Source organism: Planomonospora sp. ID82291 (assembly GCF_015711645.1).
Lineage (GTDB): Bacteria > Actinomycetota > Actinomycetes > Streptosporangiales > Streptosporangiaceae > Planomonospora.
In genome coordinates, this window is sequence record NZ_JABTEX010000003.1 from 569,434 (window position 1) to 588,461 (window position 19,028).

Here is a 19,028-nt window from a genome sequence, read left to right on the forward strand (position 1 = left end):
CGGGAGAGGCGCGCGGCGCGGGTCACGGCGTGGTCGTGGACTCCTCGCCATACGCCCCCTTCGCCGGCCGCCTGCGCCGGGGTGGTGGTGTCACCCCGTCCGCCATGCGACGGGCCGTGACGAGGAAACCGGTGTGGCCGACCATCCGGTGGTCGGGCCGTACGGCGAGCCCTTCGACGTGCCAGTCGCGAACCAGGGTCTCCCACGCATGGGGCTCGGTGAAACTTCCATGTTCCCGCAAAGTTTCGACCGTGCGGGAGAGCTGGGTGGTCGTCGCCACGTAGCAGCAGACGACGCCGCCCGGCGTGAGGGCCTTGGCCGCCGCGTCCACGCACTCCCACGGGGCGAGCATGTCCAGGATGACCCGGTCGACGTCGCTCTCGTCGAGCGAGCCGACGAAGTCGCCCACGACCAGGCGCCACTGGTCCATCGGCCCGCCGTAGAACTTCTCCACGTTCTTCGTGGCGACCTCGGCGAAGTCCTCGCGGCGCTCGTAGGAGGTGACCTTCCCCTCCGGGCCGACCGCGCGCAGCAGGAAGCAGGTCAGGGCGCCGGAGCCGACGCCGGCCTCGACCACGCGGGCGCCCGGGAAGACGTCGGCCATCGCGACGATCTGCGCGGAGTCCTTGGGGTAGATGACCGCCGCGCCGCGCGGCATGGAGAGCGTGTAGTCCGACAGCAGGTGGCGGAAGGCGAGGTACTGCGTGCCGCCGGAGGAGCGGACCACCGAGCCCTCGGGCCGCCCGATCAGGTCGCTGTGCGGGATGAACCCCTTGTGCGTGTGGAAGACCCCGTCCTCCTTCAGCGTCACCGTGTGGCGCTTGTTCTTGGGGTCGGTGAGCTGAACCTGATCCCCGGCCTGAAACGGCCCATGCCTGCGAAAACCCATGCCCGCAAGGGTATCGGCGCGCGGGCCGTGGCCGGGTCCGGCCGGGACCCGCCGGACGGCGCGCGGACCGGGACCGGGCCCGCCGGGGAAACCGGTTGGCCCCGTCTCCCCGGCACCTGATAGCACTGGAGGGTGTTCACCCGAGACGTGATCCCCGCCGGGCCCGTGATCCTGCGCGGACTCGTCGGCTCCGACGCCGAGCCGATGGTCCGCGCCTGCGCCGACCCCGAGATCATACGGTTCATCCCCACCGTGCCCGTCCCCTACGGCAGGGACGACGCCGTCCAGTACCTCACGCTGGCCGAACGGCTCTGGGAGGCGGGCGGCGCGTCCTTCGCCGTCGCCGACCCCGCCACCGGCGAGTGGCTGGGCAACATCGGCCTCAAGGCGCTCGACCCGCGCGGCAACGGCGAGATCGGCTACCTGATCGCGCCCTGGGCCCGGGGCCGGGGGGTGGCCACGGCCGCCACCCGGGCGCTGACCGGGTGGGCCTTCGCCCGCGGGGTGGACCGCATGGAGCTGTTGGCCGACGTGGAGAACCTGGCCAGCCAGCGGGTGGCGCTCGCCTCCGGCTTCCGCTACGAGGGCGTCCAGCGCGCGGCCGAGGCCCGGCGCGACGGCACCCGCGGCGACCTGGTGTCGTTCGCCCGGCTGAGCACCGACTCCGGTGAGCGGACGCCCCCGTACCTGCCGCCCTTCCCCGGCGGGTCGCTGACCGACGGCGCGGTACGGCTGACGCCGCTGACCACCGAGGACGCCGACGACTACCACGCGCTGCAGACCCTGCCCGACACCGTGGCGCACCACGTCCCGCCGGAGCCCCTCGATCCGGAGGAGAGCGAGGCGTTCTGCCGCGAGGCGGGCATGCACTGGCTCACGGGCACCCGGGTGGAGGCCGCCATCCGCGACGCCGCCGACGGCGCGTTCGCCGGGCACGTCCAGCTCGGCAACATCGTCCCGCCGCTGGGCCAGGCCATGGTCGGCTACAGCATGCTGCCGGAGTTCCGCGGCCGGGGGTTCGCCACCCGCGCGGTGGAGCTGCTGGTCGGCTGGGCCTTCACGCACACCCCGGTGGCCCGCGTGGTGGCCGGCACCGCGCCGGACAACACCGCCTCGCAGCGCGTGCTGGAGAAGGCGGGCTTCGCGCGGGAGGCGCTGCTGCACGGGCTGCTGCCCGCCCCGGACGGCAGCCGCCGCGACGACCTCCAGTGGTACCGGCTGCGTCCCCGGCAGTCCCCGGCAGTCCCCAGTAGTCCCCAGTAGTCCCCAGTAGTCCCCAGTAGTCCCCAGTAGTCCCCGGCAGCCCTCCGGCGGCCCGCTCCCGGTGACGCGGGCCGCGCCCGCCGTCCTCTCCGGCGGCCCGCCCGCGGTCTCCGGGACCCTCCTGTCGCCGCCGACCGCCTCCAGGGGCTCCTCCCGGTCACCGGGTTCACCGGCTCCCCTGGCGGCACCGGGGATTCGCCCGTCCCATTCACCCCATATGAGTCATCAAGGGCTGGTCAAGCCGTGTTCTGGGGGTGATACTCCGAATCGCTACCCCGCCCGCCGCCCCGGCGCGGGCACCCGGCTCCACGAAGAGAGGGGAAAGGGATGAGCACCATCCAGCAGATCGGGCCGGCCGCCGGCTCCGTCCTTCCGCACGGCGGGTCCGGAGACCGCCTGCGCGGTCTGATCGAGTCCTTCGCCGGGCCCGGCGAGGGTCGTCTCGTCGAGCAGGTGGTGGCGACCGCCGCGGCGGTGTGCTCGGCCGGCTACGCCGGGCTGGTCGAGGTCGACCCGGTGGCGGAGCGCGCCCGGCCGGTCCACGTGCACGCGCCGCCCGGCGACCCGCTGGCGGTCCGGCGGTGGCTGCGCGACGGCACGGTGCTCACGACCCTGGCGGCCCGCTCCGACCCGCTCCGCCTGCCCCGGGAGGAGCGCACGGGCCAGCCCGGGTTCCTGGCCGTCCCGGTGCCGCTGGCCTCCCGGGGCCAGGCGTACCTGTGGGTGGCCGGGCGAGGCTTCGACCACCGGGACGAGGACCTGCTGGTGCGCTTCGCGACCGCCGCCGGGCGCGCGATGGAGGCGGCCCAGGGATTCGCGGCCGCCGTCCGGATGCTCCGCTCGGTGCACGCGTTCACCCGGCTCTCCTGACGGCCGGGAGGCGGCGCTCAGTCCGCGCCGAACCTCGCCCTGAGCTTGGCGAACGCCGCGTCGGTGCCCTGCAGGGCCCGGTCGATGTCCGCGTCGGTGTGGGCGGCCGAGACGAACCAGTTGTGCCAGGGGTGGAGGTAGACGCCCTCCTCCAGGCAGGCCGAGGACCAGAACATGCCCTTCTCCAGGGTCGCGTCGCCCGCGAAGGAGAGCCACGGGATCTGGACCGGGCCGGTCTGGTTGACCGTGAAGCCGTGGGCGGCGGCCTGCGCGGCCAGGCCGTCCCGCAGCCGGGTGCCGGCCCGCTCCATCAGCGCGACGCCGTCGATGGCGTGCAGGGTCTCGATGGTCGCCTTCGCGGCGGCCATCGGGGCGGCGTTGAACCAGAACGAGCCGGTCGAGTAGATCGTCTGGGCGGCGTCCCGCAGGGCGTCCACCCCGGTGACGGCCGCGATCGGGTGGCCGTTGGCCATGGCCTTGCTGAAGGCGTACAGGTCGGGGCGGACGCCCAGGGGCTCCCAGGAGCCGCCGAGGTCCAGCCGCCAGCCGCCGCGCACGTCGTCGACGACCAGGGCGGCGCCGAGCCGGTCGGCCAGCGCCCGCAGTCCGCGGGCGAACTCCGGCGCGGCGAGCTCCTGGTCCTCGAAGGAGTCGTGCTTGAACGGCGTGACGATGATCGCGGCGACGTCGGAGCCGTCCGGCCCCTCGGCCCGCGCCGCGGCGGCCTCGGCACTGGCCGGGTCGTTGTAGGTGTACTCGACCAGGTCGGCCCGGTCGGCGGGGGTGGTGCCCGCCGTACTCGGCGTGCACCAGGGGTCGGCCCCGTGGTAGGAGCCGTGGGCGACGAGGACCTTGGCCCGGCCGGTGGCCGCGCGGGCCACCATCAGCGCCTGGGTGGTGGCGTCGGTGCCGTTCTTGGAGAACATCACCCAGTCGGCCTGCGGAATGGTCTCCACCATCAGCTCGGCGAGCTCCACGTAGACCGGGCCGGGGCCGTTGAGGCAGTCGCCCTCGGCGAGCCGGGCCGCCACGGCGGCCTCCACGGCCGGGTGGCGGTGGCCGAGGATGATGGGCCCCCAGGAGCACATCAGGTCGACGTACTCCCGGCCGTCGGCGTCGAACTGGCGGCAGCCCTCGCCGCGCACGAAGAACTGCGGGTACCCGGAACCGTGCAGGGCCGCGTTGAGGTGGCCGTACATGCCGCCGGGCACGACCCGGGCGGCCCGTTCACGGAGCTTCGCGTCGATCGACATCTCAGGAAACATCCCTTTCGCGTCAGAACCGGGGCAGGTCGAGCCCGCCGAGATCGTCGAGGCCCGCGTCGGAGCCCAGGCCGCCGGCGACCCGGGCGGCGACCGCGGTGCCGAGCCGGGCGGCGTCCAGGACCGCGCGCCCGCCGGCCAGTCCCGCGATGAACCCGGCGCAGTAGGCGTCGCCGCAGCCGGTGGTGTCGACCACCGCGACGTCGAGCGCGGGCAGCCGGACGGTCTCCGCGGCGGTGGCGACGAGGCTGCCCGCGCCGCCCAGCGTGACCAGCACCCCGCGCGGCCCCTCGGCCAGCAGCGCGGCGGCGGCCTCCTCGACCCCGGCCCGGCCGCTCATCATCAGCGCCTGCTCCTCGTTGGGCAGCACGTAGTCGATGTGCGGCAGGAAGACCTTCGCGCCGAGCACCAGGTCGGGCATGTTGGACAGCAGGTCCATCGTGACGACCGTCCCCGCCGCCCGCACCTCGTCCAGCAGGGCGAGGAAGGCGGGATCGTGCAGGCCCCAGGTCACGTCCATGCCGCCCAGGTGCAGGACCCGGGCCGCCCGCAGCCGCTCCGGGTCCACGTCGGCCGCCGACAGGCCCAGGTTGGCGCCGGGCACGTGGAAGGAGGGGCGTCCGCCGTCCGGGCGGATCGGCAGGATCGAGGCGGCGGTCTGCTCGCCGGGCCTGCGGACGATCCCGGCCACGTCCACCCCGTGCCGCCCCATCACCATCAGCAGGAAGTCGCCCAGCTCGTCGTCGCCGACCGCGCCGGCGGAGGCGACCGGGACGCCCAGCTTGGCCAGGTCGACGGCGGTGCCGGCCGCCGCGCCGGCCGCGGTGATGCGGATCTGCTCCAGCAGGTGGGTGTCCTGCCCCGCGGGGATGGACTCCACCGGCCGGGCCAGGACGTCCACGATGTGCACCCCGAGAGTGACGACGGCCATGGCGAGCCCTCCTCATGTTTTGCGCGCCTGAGCGGATGATAGACGTCCTCCCGGACACGCTGTCAACGGATCCGCCGCCTCCGGTCCGCCCGCGGCCCGGCGCAGAGCTCAGGAGAGCAGGGCGTAGAGGCGGTCGGCCAGCCCTCTGGCCGTGGGCCGCCCGGCCGCGTCCCCGATGCAGGAGCCCACCAGGTCGGCCAGCTCCGGCTCCAGGTCGCCGCGGACCGCGGGCGGGGTGCTGTTGATCTTCCGCAGGGTCAGCAGCGGATCGTGGACGGGCAGCTCGCCGTAGAGCCCGGCGCCGGTCGCCGCCCAGTGGAGCGTCGCGCCGAGCGACCAGACGTCCCCGGCCGGCGTGGGCCGGTCCCCGCGCAGCAGCGCCGGGTCGGTGAACTCCACCGACCCGATCCCGCCCATCCCGGTCACCGTCGCGCCCGGCGCCAGCACCTGCGACAGGCCCAGGTCGGACAGCTTGCCGCCGAGATCGGTGAGGAGCACGTTGCCGGGGGTGATGTCCCGGTGCACGATCCCCTCCTCGTGCAGCGCCTGCGCGGCGTGCGCGACGCAGGCGACGGCGCGCAGCGCCCGGTCCCGGGAGGGCGCCTCGGCCGGGCGGCCCAGCGACCCGCCGGGCAGGTACTCCATCGAGTAGTAGAACGCCCCGCCCTGCCGGCCCGCGTCGTAGAGCGTCACCAGGTACGGCGAGCGCACCGCGGCGAACGCCTTCAACTCCCGGGTGGCCCGCCGGAACGCGTCGGTCCCGGTCCCCCCCAGCACCTTCACCGCGACGAACTCGGCCTCCACCGGCAGCCGCGCCGGTCTCCGGGCGAGATAGAACTCGCCGTGGTTGCCCGCTCCCAGCGACCGGACGAACTCGTAGTCGGCGATGCCTTCCACCGCTGTCTCCCCTCCATGCCCCGTCTCACGCGACCCTCGCGGCGACCTCCGCCAGACGGTAACGTCGCCCTGGTCATTGTCGGGGCTTTTCATGACCTACGGGAAGCGTGCTCGCCTGTGCTCCACATGGACCTCCTCCTGCTCGATCTGGTGATCGTCCTGTCCGCGGCGAGGCTCCTGGGCGCCCTGGCCGGACGGCTCGGCCAGCCGCCGGTCGTCGGCGAGATCCTGGCCGGCATCCTGCTCGGCCCCACCCTGCTCGGCCCGCTCCTCGGCGACGAGCTGTTCGGCCCGGAGATGAAGCCCCCGCTGCAGGCCCTGGCCAACGTCGGGCTGGTGCTGTTCATGTTCGTCGTCGGCCTGGAGCTGGACCAGAAGCTGGTCCGGGGCAAGGGCCGGATCGCGGTGACCGTCGCGCTCGGTTCCACGGTGCTGCCGTTCGTGCTGGGCTGTGCGCTCGCCCTCGCCATCGCCGCCGACCACGTCGGCGGGGACAGGACCCTGCCCTTCGTGCTGTTCATGGGCGCGGCGATGGCCGCCACCGCGTTCCCCGTGCTGGCCCGCATCCTGACCGACCGCGGGATGCAGCGCATCACCCTCGGCGGCCTGTCGCTGGCCGCCGCCGCCGTGATCGACGTGCTCGCCTGGACCGTGCTCGCCGTGGTCGTGGCCGTCGCCGGGGCCGGAGACGCCGAGGGACAGTGGAAGGTCCTGCTCGCGCTGCCGTACGCGCTGGCCATGTTCCTGGTGGCGCGTCCGCTGCTGGCCCGGCTGGTGCCGGCCTACGAGCGGGCGGGGCGGCTGACGCCGGGCCTGCTCTCGGTGGTGCTCCTGGGCCTGATCGGCTCGGCCTGGGCCACCGAGTGGATGCACGTGCACTTCATCTTCGGGGCGTTCCTGTTCGGCGCGGTGATGCCGCGGGAGGGCGCCGAGCGGCTCAACCACGAGATCCTGGAGCGGCTGGAGCAGCTCGCCGTCCTGCTGCTGCTGCCGGTGTTCTTCGTGGTGGCCGGACTCAACGTGAACCTGCGCGCGCTGGACCTGTCCAGTCTGGGCACGCTGGCCGCGATCCTGGCGGTGGCGATCGGCGGCAAGCTGCTGGGCTCGTACGCCGCGGCGCGGGCCGCGGGGGTGGCCGGGCGGCAGTCGTGGGCGCTGGCCACCCTGCTGAACACCCGGGGGCTGACCGAGATCGTCATCCTCACCGTCGGCCTGCAGAAGGGCGTGCTCGACAACGAGCTGTACTCGCTGATGGTGGTGATGGCCCTGGTCACCACCGGGATGACCGGCCCGCTGCTGCGCCGGGTCTACTCCGACCGGCGCGTCGCCCGCGACATCGCCGAGGCCGAGCGCACCGCACTCGGGGAGACGGCCGCGCACCGGGTGCTGGCCGTCGTCCCCGATCCGCCCGGCGCACAGCGCCCGCTGGTGGACCTGGCCACCGCCCTGGCGCAGGCCGCCTCCCCCTCCGAGGTGGCCCTGACCCATCTGCGCCCCTACCCCCGGGAACGGCTGGAGGTCGGCACCGGCCTGTCGTCCGAGCTCGCCGAGATGGCCGAGGTCCTCCACGAGCTGGAGGCGCTGGCCGCCGCCGCCCGCGCGCGGGGCCCCGAGGCGAGGGTGGTGAGCCGGTTCGCCGCCGACACGGCCGCCGAGCTGCCCGAGGTGGTGACCGGCGCCCGGCCGGACCTGCTGGTGCTGCCGGCGGACGTGTCGGGACACGCCGAGGTGCACGCCGCCGCGACGTGCCGGGTGGTGACGGTGCTCTCCCCCGGCGAACCGGAGGCCGCCCTCCCCGGGACCGGGCCGGTCGCGCTCCACCGCGGCTCCGGAGGCTCCGGCGGCTCGGACGCCGCGGCCCACGTGGCGCTCGTCCTCGCGATGCTCGGCGACCGCCCGCTGGTCGTCTCCGGCGGCGGGCGGGCCGCCGCGCTGGCCCAGCGGCTGTCCCGGCTCGGCGTGGCGGCCACCGCGGGCGAGGTCCCGCCCGGCGCCCTGGTCGTGGCTCCCGACACGGGGACCGTGCCGGACGGCGTGCACCTGCTGGTCCGGGCCGAGCAGGACCCCGACCCCGTCGACTGGGCCGCCGCCGTCTCGGCCCTGCGCGCTCCGGCGCCGCGAGGCTGAGGGCGGGCACGGCGCGGGGTACGGCGTGCGCCGTACCCCGCGCCGTGCCCGGAGGCGCTCCGCCTACCGGTTGCGGTGCGACTCGTAGCGCATGGTGCGCGAGACGCCGATCCGCACGGTCGTGCCGGGCATGATCGTGACCGGCTCGTTCGGCGGGATGTCGTAGAAGTTCGGGTCGCCGGGCGGCTGGATCTGGGTCCCGTTGACCGAGCCCAGGTCGATCAGGTTGACGTCCCAGCCGTCCAGCGCCACCCGCAGGTGCCGGCGGGAGACCGAGCCGTCGGGGCTGGTGACCTTGGCCGGGCGGACCGCGCCGTCGGCGACCTCCGGGGCCCGCTCCGGGTCGCGGCCGAGCAGGTAGTCGGCGTCGAGGCGGAGCGTCATGCCGTCGTCCAGCAGGAGCACGCCCAGCGGCGGGCGCGGCCCCTTGTAGGGGACGAGCGTGCGCTGCACCAGGGCGATGCCGCAGACCGCGCAGTAGGGCACCCGGGGGTCGTTGAAGTGGTCGTTCTTGCAGTCCACGCCGTGGACCAGCGGCCGCGACTCCGGCTCGGGCGCCGCGGGCGGCAGGAGGTCCGGCGAGCCCGGCGGGCCGCCGGGGGTCAGCAGTTCGTACTCGAACGACTCGTTGCGCAGGTCGCCCGGGCCGAGGGGGTCGCCGCCCATCCCGTTCGCCCGGGCGGTCTCCATGTCCTCCTGCGAGGCGAAGGCCGGGCCGGAGAGGGGACCCTGCCCCTGCGCGGGGACCGACGGCATCGGCCCGGAGTCCCACGGGTGGGCGGGGACCTGCGGCTCCGCCGGCGGGAGGGGAGGCTGCGCGTAGTGGTCCTGCGGGGTCGGCGGAGGACCCATCGGGTACGGCGGTGCGGGCTGCGCGGGCGGCGCGGCCTCCGCCGGCGGGGCGGACCACTCGGAGGGCGCGGGGACCGCGGAGGCCGCGGAGGGCTCCGAGGAGAACGGCGACCAGTCGGAGTGCGCGGCGGGGAGCACGACGGGCGCCTCCACCGGAGGCGGCGTCACCGGGGCCGGCTCCATCATCATCGGGGCCGGCTCCGGCGTCCGGAGCTCCGGCGCCCGCGGCGCGGAGTCCGCGGACCGGGCCTGCGGCGCGGGGAGCGGCGGGGTCGCGCCCGCCGCCGACGGGTCGCACTCGACACCGCCGCCGACGACCACGCCGCCGTCCAGCCGGGTGAGCCGCTGCGCCGCGCCCGCCTCGGGCAGGCGCAGCTCGACCCGGGTGACCGGGCCCGGAACCAGCCGGTCGGACCAGGTGAGCGCGTCACGCCCGGCGAGCCGGACCTCACCGGCGGAACCGGTGACCGACGCCGACGCGGGGCCGCTGACCAGCACGGCCACGCCCTCGGGCACGGGCCCGGCCACGGCGCACGCCACGGGCTCGCCCATCATGGCGGCCAGCACCTGGGCGACCCGGCGGGCCAGCGCCCGCCCGTCGCCACCCGAGGCCGCGGTCTCCCGCAGCGCCCTCAGCAGGTCCTCCATGACGGCCTCGGCCGCGTCGCACACCAGCAGCAGGCCGCCCACATGGGCCACCAGCCCGTTGCCCGGCAGCGGACGCACCGCTCCGAAGCCCTGGTCGGTCACAGAACTCTCCCTCCCCGGAAACGCCACCGGATGAACGGCACGCGCATCGGCCCGTTCGCCACCAGCCACATGCATACCCAGACCACGGTGAAGTGCGTCCAGAAGGTGCCCGCTGGAATCGGCCCGATGACATCAATCGCACCAGACCGTAGCAAAAAGTACAGTACAAGGCCCTCGGGAATGAGGGTGAGCAGCCCGAACAGGGTCGGCCAGTCCTTCTCCCACCGGAACTGCATGAGGAAGTGGTAGAGCAGCTCCCAGGCGATCCCCAGCGCCCCCACCGCCGCCAGGACGAGCAGCCCGGTGACGTAGCGGTCGCCGAGCGGCGCCCCCGTGCCCGGCAGCAGCGGCATGATCAGCAAGGTGACGACCACGCCCACCGTGGCGAGCAGGAAGAGACGCGTCTGGATGCGCCCCGTCAACGTCGGAACCATGAGGCCGACCTCCTTACACCGGTGAGTTGAGAACCCATTTGAACCACTGCGAGGTGGAGCGCAGCGGTCCCATCCTCCGGACGAATCCGCGCCTGGCCAGGTCGTCGGCGATCTCCTGGGCCGCGATCTGCAGGCCGAGGAAGGTGTCGACGCCCGGGAAGTAGCCGCCCAGGGTGGCCGAGCCGGAGGCGTAGAGCACGCCGTCGCCGCTGGCGGTCCCCTTCACCTCGAAGTGGCGCTCCACGTCCAGGCGGCCGACCGGGTTGCGTCCGGCTCCGCCGTGCTCCAGCAGATCGGCGAAGATCCGGTGCTCGGCGATGTCGGCCTCCAGGCCCGTGCAGTCGATGATGTAGTCGGACACCGGTTCGCGGACGGTCCCGTCGGCGCTGCGCACGTGGCTGACCAGCCGCCCGTCGGGGGAACGCTCCACACGGTCCACCGTGCCCTGCACCGCGTGGTAGTAGCCGCCCTCGCGCCCGGCGCGCATCTGCTCCTGCCAGCGCCGCCGGTAGGGGGTGTTCGTCCCGCCCATCTCCTTGTACTTCTTGGCCCGCTCGGCGCCCTCGAGCTTGCGCATCTCCGCCTTGAGCTGGCCGCCCCACACGGACTTGGGATAGTTGAAGCCCTGGTAGGCCCAGCCGTTGCCGCCCTTGCGCCGCGCCCAGGCGTGCGGGCCGTGGGAGCCGGTGACGAAGGTCCGGAAGATGTGGACGATCTGGGTCTTCAGCCCGAACCTCTCCCGGTCGTCGAACAGGCGCTGGAGCACCCGCGAGGCGACGATGCCGCCGCCCCGGATGACCACCGTGCCCGGCCGGGCCTTGAGGAACTCGTAGACCTGCTCGTGCGGCTCGTAGGCGTTCACCACGTGCTGGTAGTCGCCGTGCTTGGTGCGGAACTCCTGCAGGTCGGGCAGGAACTTCAGGCCCGGGTAGCCGACGGCGATGTGCACGAAGCGCGAGCGGAAGACGATGCGCTTGGTGGGCGCGGCCCCCTCGGGCGGGGTCACCACGGTGAAGTAGCCGCCGCCCGCCCGGCGGCGCACCATCCGGACCTGGCCCTTGACCAGCATGTCCCAGTAGCCGATGCGCCTGGCCTCGCGTTCCAGGTTCTCGAAGACCGTCCCGGCGCGCGGGGTCCAGTAGTCGTTGATCAGGGGCTCGGTGAGCAGCTGCCACAGGTAGGCGGGGTTCTTGTCCTTCCACGCCTCCTCCAGGGCGTAGGAGGGGAAGCCCCAGAGGTTGTCCGGCCGGGAGGAGGAGTCGGAGCGGATCCGCTCGGAGCGGGGGATCTGCGAGCACCGGGTGAGGAACTCGTAGGTCTGCCACGGGTGGTCGATGTTGGAGACCACCCGCATCTGCGAGGCGGGGACCCCGTAGATCCGCAGGTAGTCGAGGGTCACGAAGGAGCCGATCCCGCCGCCGACGGTCAGGAAGGGGATGTCGTAGATCGGGATCCCGGCGGTCGCGACCAGCTGGTCGGTCCATTCGGACGCGCCGAGCAGCTCGGGGGTGAGGTCACCGGGCGAGGCCGGCGTGCGGGGGGGTGCCAATGCGATGCGTCCCTTGGATCCGTGGCCAACCGCTTCGGTCGGCCAAACACTAGTCCCGGTGCGCCCTGAAAACGAGTGGGACGAAGAGGCGTTTTCTCCTCAGACTGCGCCGTCGTCCCCGTTTCGCCGTTCGTGCGCACTCAGTGAGACGCCCGTACCCGCCGGGTGGTTCGCCCGTCCGCTCGGAGCCCGTTCACGGCCCGCTCGGAGCCCGTTCACGGCCCGCTCGGAAGCCCCTCGGAAGCCGCTCCGGCCCCGGGCGGCCCCTCCCGCGGTCCGCTCAGACCCCGGTGAACATCCGGTTCACGTCCGCGGTGGCGAGCACGCCGAAGATCTCCCCGCCGCGCTCGACCAGGAGGTACTCCCCGGCGGGGGCCCCGCGCATCGCCTCGATCAGCGGCTCCCCCTCCAGGTCGGCGGCCAGCACCAGCGACGGCTCCAGGCTGCGCGCCAGCGAGCCGGCCGTCACCCAGGGACGGCGCGCCTCCGGGGTCGCCTCCACCGCCACCTCGCTGACGATCCCGGTCGGGCTGCCCTCGTGGTCCACCACGACCAGGGCGCCGGCCTGCGCCTCCGCGGCCCGGCGCAGCGCCTCGGCCAGCGGCACGTCGGCGGTGACCGGAACGGCCCGCCTGGCCAGGGCGCGGGCGTTGATCTGCGGGATGCGGGCCCGCATCCGGGCGCCGCGCAGCGCCTGGGTGGCGCCGAACCAGATGAAGGAGGCCAGCAGGACCGACCAGACGAGCATGCTCCAGCTCGGCTCCTGCCCGCTCATCAGCGACAGGCCGGCGGGCCAGACCACCAGGAGCACGGCCAGCACGCGCCCGGCCCAGGCCGCCGCGACCGTCCCGGAGGCCGGGTTGCGGGTGAGCCTCCACACTCCGGCGCGGAGCATCCGGCCGCCGTCCAGCGGCAGGCCGGGCAGCAGGTTGAAGACCCCGACGATCAGGTTCGCCACCCACAGCTGGAGGGTCAGGACGCTCAGCACGGTGCCGGGGTCCAGGACATGCTCGAGGGCGTAGCCCGCGCCGCCGAGGCCCAGCGAGAGCAGCGGCCCGGCGAAGGAGATCATGAACTCCCTGCCGGGGGTGTCCGGTTCGCGCTCGATCTCCGAGACGCCGCCGAGCAGGTAGAGCGTGATGCGGCGGACCGGCAGGCCGTACGCCTTGGCGACCACGCAGTGCGCCAGCTCGTGCAGGAGGACCGAGACGTACAGCAGCACCGCGAAGGCGAGCGCCACGAGGTAGGAGAGCCCGGTGCTCAGCTCCGGCAGGCGCGACACCACGACGGGCTGGAAGGTGAAGGTGATGAACGCCGCCACCAGGAACCAGGTCGGCGAGACGTAGACAGGGACGCCGAACGGGCGTCCCATCCGCAGACCCGGGCTGTCCTGGCGCGGGCTGTCGTTGCTCACCGCTGGCTCACCACTCCTCGTCGCACACCGCTTCCGGCCTCGATGCTACGCGCCGGCGGCCTGTCCGTCGGCTCCGAGCGGTCACCGCGCGGCCACCGGACGGCCGGGTGAGCCCGAACTGTCGCCGGGGTGGCCTACAGTGCGGGCATGTCACTGACCGAGCCCACGATCGTCGGAGCGCTGTCGCCGTCCCGTGCCGGTGACTTCATGACGTGTCCGCTGCTCTACCGGTTCCGGGTGATCGACCAGCTGCCCGAGCCGCCGTCGCCCGCCGCCGTGCGCGGCACGGTGGTCCACTCGGTGCTGGAGCGGCTCTACGACCTGCCGGCGCCCGCGCGCACCGTCGCCGCCGCCCTGGACCTGCTGGAGCCCCAGTGGCGGCGGCTGCTGGAGCGGGAGCCCGCCTACGCCGGCATGTTCGACGGCGAGGAGGAGCAGGCCCGGTGGCTGGCCCAGGCCCGCGCCCTGCTGGAGCGCTACTTCACCCTGGAGGACCCCAGCCGGCTGGAGCCCGCCGAGCGGGAGCTCTACGTCGAGGTGGTGCTCGACAGCGGCCTGATGCTGCGGGGCTACATCGACCGGCTGGACGTCGCGCCCACCGGCGAGGTCCGCGTCGTCGACTACAAGACCGGGAGCGCGCCCGGGCCCGCCTTCGAGGGCAGGGCGCTGTTCCAGATGAAGTTCTACGCGCTGGTGCTGTGGCGGCTGCACGGCTCGGTGCCCCGCCTGCTCCAGCTGATGTACCTCGGAGGCGGCGGTGAGATCCTCCGCTACTCCCCCGACGAAGCGGACCTGCGGGCCACCGAGCGCAAGGTCCAGGCCCTGTGGACGGCCATCGAGCGGGCGCTGGACAGCGGCGAGTGGGTCGCCCGGCCCAGCCGCCTGTGCGACTGGTGCAGTTACAAGGAGCTCTGCCCCGCCTACGGCGGCACTCCTCCGCCCCTGCCGGCCCGGCAGCCCGGCGACACCGTGCGCAGCACCCGCCGCGCGGTCAAGGAGGCCACCGACGAGGTCTGAGCGCCGCGCGGACGGCCGTACGGCCCGGCGCGGAGCATCCGCCGCACGGAGTGGTCCGCAGCCGCACGGCCGCCGCGGCGCTCCGGATGGCGGTGGCGCGGCGTCCTCCGCGGGGATGAGGCCGATCTCCCCCTCCAGCAGGGTGGAGCGCCGGGCAGGACGCCTAGATTGATGGTGTGCGCACCACCCTGGGCGGCCTGCGGCCCTGGCTCCGCGACCGGCCGCTGATCGCGGACGCGGCCGTCGCGGTGCTGCTCGCGGTCGCCGCGGTCTCCTCCGTCCGCCTCCCCCTCGCCTCGGACGGTTCCCCGCAAGGTCCCGCCGGGGGACCCGGCTGGCCGGGCGCGGCCCTGCTCGTGCTGGGCTGCCTGGCCGCGGCGCTGCGCGGCTCCCGCCCGCTCCTGGCGCTCGGCCTGGTCCTCGCCGCCGAGCTGGCGCTGGCCCTGCTCGGCGCGGACGGACCGGTGCTCGGGCTCGCCGTGCTCTGGCTGGTCTCCACCGTCTCCGCCCGGCGCGGCCTGGCGCTCAGCCTGTGCGCGCTGGCGGCGGCCATCGCCGGCCGCCTCGCGGTCGCGGTGATCCGGAGCGACCCGGGCGACTGGACCTCCCCGTCGTTCGAGGTCGTCCTCACCGTGACGTGCTGGCTGGTGGGGCGGAGCCTGCGGCTGCGCCGCGCCTACCTGGCGGAGCTGCGCGACCGCGCGGACCGGCTGGAGCGCGCGCGAAAGGCCGACACCCGGGCCGCCAGGGCCGAGGAGCGCTCCCGCATCGCCCGGGAACTGCACGACGTGGTCGCCCACCACGTGAGCGTGATGACCGTGCAGGCCGCCGCGGCCCGGCGGGTGCTGGCGAGCAACCCCGACGGGGCCCGTGAGGCGCTGTCGGCGATCGAGCACACGGGCCGGGCCGCGATGGCCGAGATGCGCGCCATCGTGGGCGTGCTGAGGACCGAGTCGGCCCCCGCCGAGCGGGAACCGCGCCCCGGTCTCCGCTCGCTCCCCTTCCTGGCCGCTCAGATGTCCGAGGCGGGCCTGCGCACGCGGCTGCGGTTCGAGGAGATCGACGGCGCCGGACGGGTCCGCTCCTGCGCGACCGGGAACGCGACCGGGAACGGGAACGACGGCGAAGACGAGACCGGGACCGCGGACCGGAACGGAGGCGGGGACGGAACCGAGGACCGGGGCGAGAACGGGAGCCGGGGCGGGGACCGCGCGGGGGGACCGTCCCCGCTGCCGCCCGGGGTGGACCTGGCCGCCTACCGGCTGGTCCAGGAGGCGCTCACCAACTCCCTGCGGCACGCGGGGCCGGGCGCCCGCGCCTGGGTGACCGTACGGCGCGGCCCCGGCGAGCTGACCGTCCGGGTCGAGGACGACGGCCGGGGCCCCGTCCCCGTCCCCGACGGCGGCCGGATCGGCCACGGGCTGGTCGGCATTCGCGAACGGGTCGCCCTCTATGGTGGAATCCTGAGAATCGGCCCGCGTCCGGAAGGCGGATTCGCGGTCGATGCCCGGTTCCCCTTCAAGGATGCGCGATGACGATCAGGGTGCTGCTCGTGGACGACCAGCCGCTGCTGCGCACCGGATTCCGCCTCATCCTGGAGAGCGAGCCGGACATCGCGGTGGTCGGTGAGGCCGGTGACGGCAAGGTCGCCCAGGACCAGGCGCGGGCGCTGCTGCCCGACGTGGTGCTGATGGACATCCGGATGCCGGGGGTGGACGGCATCGAGGCGACCCACCGGATCGTCCGCGGGGCCACCGGCGGCGCGCACGTGCCGAGGGTCCTGGTGCTGACCACCTTCGACCTCGACGAGTACATCGTGGAGGCGCTCCGCGCCGGCGCCAGCGGCTTCCTGCTGAAGGACGTCCCGCCGGACGAGCTCGTGCAGGCCATCCGGGTGATCGCGGCGGGGGACGCCATCGTCGCGCCGAGCGTCACCCGGCGGCTGCTGGACAGGTTCGGCGCCCGTCTGCCCTCGGTCCACCAGCAGTCCACCCCCGCCCGCCTGGACCGGCTCACCGACCGGGAGCTGGAGGTGCTGAAACTGATCGCGCGCGGCCTGTCCAACGCGGAGATCGCCGCCGAGCTGGTGGTGAGCGAGACGACGGTCAAGACCCACGTCGGCAACGTGCTCACCAAGCTCGGCCTGCGCGATCGCGTCCAGGCCGTGGTCCTGGCCTACGAGACCGGCCTGATCACGCCGGGCGCCACCTCCTAGGCGCGTCCCCCGCCAGGTCCGTCCCGGGGCGCCGCGGGCCGGGACGGGTCAGTGCCGCGGGATGCCCAAGGTGACGAGCAGGTCTTCGTGGAGCTGGAACCAGACGGTGTGGTAGGACTCGACGTCGTCCGTCAGCCGCTCCGGCGCGCCGGAGCCGGCGCGCGCGAGCGCGTCGGCGAGCCGGACGCGGTACCGCCGGAACCGGGGCAGCGCCGCGGACAGCCGCCCGCAGACGGCGTCGGCACGCCGGTCGAAGTCGGTGAACAGCCTCAGGATCCGGGCGTCGTAGGCCGGGTCGGCGTGGTCGTTCTGCGTCACGACGCCGTCGACGGACCGCAGCTGCCACGCCGAGCAGAGATCCAGCAGCTCCGGGTTGAGCACGAGGAAGTCGTCGTACGCCGCGGCCACCGCGCTCCGGGCGCCCGCCGCGTCCAGCTCGGCGGCGATCCGCTCGGCGTCCGCGACGCGACCGGCCTCGGTGAGGCCCCACCCGCCGAACTCCCCGGGAACGCGCGTGACCAGGCCCGCCACCGCGAGGTCGATCAGCTCGGATTCGGCGTCCGGCTCCGGCAGCCCCGTCACCGCGGACACGCGGGCGAGCTCGGCGAACCCGATGCAGCGGAGGGTGTGCAGCACCAGCAGGTCGGCGCTGGTCGGCAGAGGAGGGGTCGGCACGGTGAAAGGATATCCCGGTGACCTGGATCCACCCCCTCGCGCCGGAGACCGAGGAGAGCCCGGACGTCCTCGGCGGCAAGGGCCACGGCCTGGTCGTGCTGCGGCGTCTCGGGCTCCCCGTGCCGCCGGGGTTCGTCATCGGCACCGGGGCGTGCCGCGCCTTCCTGCGCGACGGCCGGCTGCCCGACGGCCTGGGCGCCGAGCTGGCGGCCGCCGTCTCGGGGCTGGAGGCCGCCACGGGCCGGCGCTTCGGCGGCCCCGGGCGGCCGCTGGTCGTGTCGGTCCGCTCGGGCGGCGGCGTGTCGATGCCCGGCATGATGAACACGGTCCTCGACCTCGGGCTGACCACCGGGGCCACGGCGGCGCTGGCGGCCGAGACGGGCGATCCGCGGTTCGCGCTCGACTCGCGCCTGCGGTTCCTGACCGGCTACGCCTCGGCGGTCCTCGGCCTGGACCCGGAGCACCTGGAGGCCGCCGCGCGGGCGGCGGCCGGCCCCGGCGGCGGGGACGACCGCACCGGAGAGGACGACCGCGGCGGTCCGCACGACGGCCACCGCGACGACGGCCACGACGACGGGGCACGCCTCGCCGGGGCGGTCCGACGCGTGGAGGCCCTCATCCGCGAACGCGCCGGACGGCCCGTCCCGGACGACGCGATGGAGCAGCTGGAACCGGCCGTGCGGGCCGTGTTCGCGTCCTGGGACACGCCGCGCGCCAGGACCTACCGCGAGCTGCACGGCATCCCGCACGATCTCGGCACGGCGGTCACCGTGCAGGCCATGGTGTTCGGGAACCGCGATGAGCGCAGCGGCTCCGGCGTCGCCTTCAGCCGCGATCCCAACACCGGTGAGCGCGTCCCCTTCGGCGAGTTCCTGCCCGGCCGCCAGGGCGAGGACGTCGTCTCCGGCAGGTCGGCGACCCGGCCGCTGTCCGAGCTGGCCGGGCGGGAGCCCGCGGTGTGGGCCGGTCTCCTGGACGCCCTGGACCGGATCGAGGGGCACCACCGCGACGCCTGCCACGTGGAGTTCACCTTCGAGGCGGGCGAGCTGTGGATCCTGCAGGTACGGCCCGGCGGCCTCGTCGGGCGCGCCGCCGTCCGCGTCGCGGTCGACCTGGCCGACGAGGGGGTCATCGACCGCCGGGAGGCCCTGCTCCGGGTCTCCCCGCAGCACCTCCGCCACGTCCGCACACCCCGGGTGGACACCGCCGCGGGGGTCGACCTCCTCACCCGGGGTCTGGGCGCCTGCCCGGGGGTGGCGACCGGCAGGGTGGCCACCACCGCCGACCGGGCGGTCCGGATGGCCGCCGGCGGACCGGTCATCCTGGTGCGCCCGCACACCTCCCCGCTGGACGTGCACGGCCTGGCCGCCGCGGCGGGGGTCGTCACCGCCCGCGGCGGACCGGCCAGCCACGCCGCCGTCGTCGCGCGGGCGATGGGCAAGCCCGCCGTGGTGGGAGCGGCGGACCTCGTGGTCGACGTCGCCGCCGGCTGCGTGCGGGCCGGCGGGCGCACCGTCCCGGAGGGCGCGCTCGTCACCGTCGACGGGACCGGCGGGGAGGTCGTCGTCGGCGCGGCGCCCCTCGCCCCCGCCGCGGCCGGCTCCCACCTGCGCCGTCTGCTCGCGTGGGCCGACGAGGTCGCGGGCCGCGCCCGGGGCGGCGACCCGGGGAGCGGCGTGGCGGGCGACCCGGAGGGCGGCCGGGAAAGCGGCGGCCGGGGCGACGCGGAAAGCCGCTCCGGAGACGGCTCCGAAGGCACCGCAGAGAGCCGGGATGAGGCGGAGCGCCTCAGGGCCGCCCAAGCCGTCCTCCGGAACGCCTAGCCGCGGTTCCGGGAGGCATTGCTCCATGTCGGTACGACGGGATCCGCAGGCGTCCGGCGC

16 protein-coding genes are annotated in these 19,028 nt (G+C 74.8%); 7 read left to right on the plus strand and 9 right to left on the minus strand.

All coding sequences use genetic code 11. The annotated features are described in order from the left end of the window. Positions 1 to 22: 22 nt before the first annotated feature. Positions 23 to 889 carry a tRNA (adenine-N1)-methyltransferase gene (locus HS045_RS21795; RefSeq protein WP_196453289.1) on the minus strand — a complete coding sequence of 289 codons (867 nt, stop codon included), beginning with the start codon at positions 887 to 889 and terminating at the stop codon, positions 23 to 25. A gap of 132 nt (positions 890 to 1,021) precedes the next feature. Here HS045_RS21795 and HS045_RS21800 point away from each other — a divergent pair, with 132 nt between their 5' ends. Together HS045_RS21800 and HS045_RS21805 are read left to right on the plus strand one after the other, a co-directional pair. Next, the gene (locus HS045_RS21800) at positions 1,022 to 2,152 is read left to right on the plus strand and encodes a GNAT family N-acetyltransferase (RefSeq protein ID WP_307827640.1); all 1,131 of its coding nucleotides are present in this window, start codon (positions 1,022 to 1,024) and stop codon (positions 2,150 to 2,152) included. A gap of 327 nt (positions 2,153 to 2,479) precedes the next feature. Further along, complete coding sequence (locus HS045_RS21805; RefSeq protein WP_196453290.1) at positions 2,480 to 3,022, plus strand: hypothetical protein; 543 nt, start codon at positions 2,480 to 2,482, stop codon at positions 3,020 to 3,022. 17 nt (positions 3,023 to 3,039) lie between these two features. Here the strand turns inward: HS045_RS21805 and HS045_RS21810 are convergent, their stop codons facing one another. From HS045_RS21810 to HS045_RS21820, 3 genes are all read right to left on the minus strand, one after another. Beyond that, positions 3,040 to 4,275, minus strand: coding sequence for an aminotransferase class III-fold pyridoxal phosphate-dependent enzyme (locus tag HS045_RS21810; RefSeq protein ID WP_196453291.1), 1,236 nt, complete (start codon positions 4,273 to 4,275; stop codon positions 3,040 to 3,042). Positions 4,276 to 4,297: 22 nt separating this feature from the next. Then, entirely contained in the window at positions 4,298 to 5,215 is a 918-nt protein-coding gene (locus HS045_RS21815) for a carbohydrate kinase family protein (RefSeq protein WP_196453292.1), read from the minus strand. A 108-nt stretch (positions 5,216 to 5,323) separates the two neighbouring features. Further along, the gene (locus HS045_RS21820; RefSeq protein WP_196453293.1) at positions 5,324 to 6,112 is read right to left on the minus strand and encodes a serine/threonine-protein kinase; all 789 of its coding nucleotides are present in this window, start codon (positions 6,110 to 6,112) and stop codon (positions 5,324 to 5,326) included. A gap of 126 nt (positions 6,113 to 6,238) precedes the next feature. Between HS045_RS21820 and HS045_RS21825 the strand changes: the two genes are divergently transcribed. Next, entirely contained in the window at positions 6,239 to 8,239 is a 2,001-nt protein-coding gene (locus HS045_RS21825; protein WP_230884691.1) for a cation:proton antiporter, read from the plus strand. A 63-nt stretch (positions 8,240 to 8,302) separates the two neighbouring features. Here HS045_RS21825 and HS045_RS21830 read toward each other — a convergent pair whose 3' ends face one another. The 4 genes from HS045_RS21830 to HS045_RS21845 all read right to left on the minus strand — a co-directional run bounded on the left by HS045_RS21830 (position 8,303) and on the right by HS045_RS21845 (position 13,196). Then, entirely contained in the window at positions 8,303 to 9,841 is a 1,539-nt protein-coding gene (locus HS045_RS21830) for an FHA domain-containing protein (RefSeq protein WP_196453295.1), read from the minus strand. Further along, positions 9,838 to 10,275 carry a hypothetical protein gene (locus HS045_RS21835; RefSeq protein WP_196453296.1) on the minus strand — a complete coding sequence of 146 codons (438 nt, stop codon included), beginning with the start codon at positions 10,273 to 10,275 and terminating at the stop codon, positions 9,838 to 9,840. Before HS045_RS21835 ends, HS045_RS21830 begins: the two co-directional genes overlap by 4 nt. A 13-nt stretch (positions 10,276 to 10,288) precedes the next feature. Continuing rightward, complete coding sequence (locus HS045_RS21840; RefSeq protein ID WP_196453297.1) at positions 10,289 to 11,824, minus strand: hypothetical protein; 1,536 nt, start codon at positions 11,822 to 11,824, stop codon at positions 10,289 to 10,291. A gap of 280 nt (positions 11,825 to 12,104) precedes the next feature. Beyond that, a complete protein-coding gene (locus HS045_RS21845; RefSeq protein WP_196453777.1) occupies positions 12,105 to 13,196 on the minus strand; it encodes a site-2 protease family protein in 1,092 nt (363 codons plus the stop codon). 189 nt (positions 13,197 to 13,385) lie between these two features. On the opposite strand from HS045_RS21845, the gene HS045_RS21850 reads away from it, so the two are divergent. The 3 genes from HS045_RS21850 to HS045_RS21865 all read left to right on the plus strand — a co-directional run bounded on the left by HS045_RS21850 (position 13,386) and on the right by HS045_RS21865 (position 16,470). After that, positions 13,386 to 14,255: a RecB family exonuclease gene (locus tag HS045_RS21850; protein WP_196453298.1), complete on the plus strand. Its 870-nt coding sequence runs from the start codon at positions 13,386 to 13,388 to the stop codon at positions 14,253 to 14,255. Between the two features lie 176 nt (positions 14,256 to 14,431). Further along, the gene (locus HS045_RS34840) at positions 14,432 to 15,790 is read left to right on the plus strand and encodes a histidine kinase (protein WP_307827641.1); all 1,359 of its coding nucleotides are present in this window, start codon (positions 14,432 to 14,434) and stop codon (positions 15,788 to 15,790) included. Next, the gene (locus HS045_RS21865; protein WP_196453299.1) at positions 15,787 to 16,470 is read left to right on the plus strand and encodes a response regulator transcription factor; all 684 of its coding nucleotides are present in this window, start codon (positions 15,787 to 15,789) and stop codon (positions 16,468 to 16,470) included. Before HS045_RS34840 ends, HS045_RS21865 begins: the two co-directional genes overlap by 4 nt. Positions 16,471 to 16,518: 48 nt before the next feature. On the opposite strand, the gene HS045_RS21870 is transcribed toward HS045_RS21865, so the two are convergent. After that, positions 16,519 to 17,145 (minus strand): transcriptional regulator, encoded by a 627-nt coding sequence (locus tag HS045_RS21870; RefSeq protein ID WP_196453300.1) that lies wholly within the window; start codon positions 17,143 to 17,145, stop codon positions 16,519 to 16,521. A gap of 17 nt (positions 17,146 to 17,162) precedes the next feature. Here HS045_RS21870 and HS045_RS21875 point away from each other — a divergent pair, with 17 nt between their 5' ends. Further along, complete coding sequence (locus HS045_RS21875) at positions 17,163 to 18,968, plus strand: pyruvate, phosphate dikinase (RefSeq protein WP_196453301.1); 1,806 nt, start codon at positions 17,163 to 17,165, stop codon at positions 18,966 to 18,968. Positions 18,969 to 19,028 lie beyond the last annotated feature (60 nt).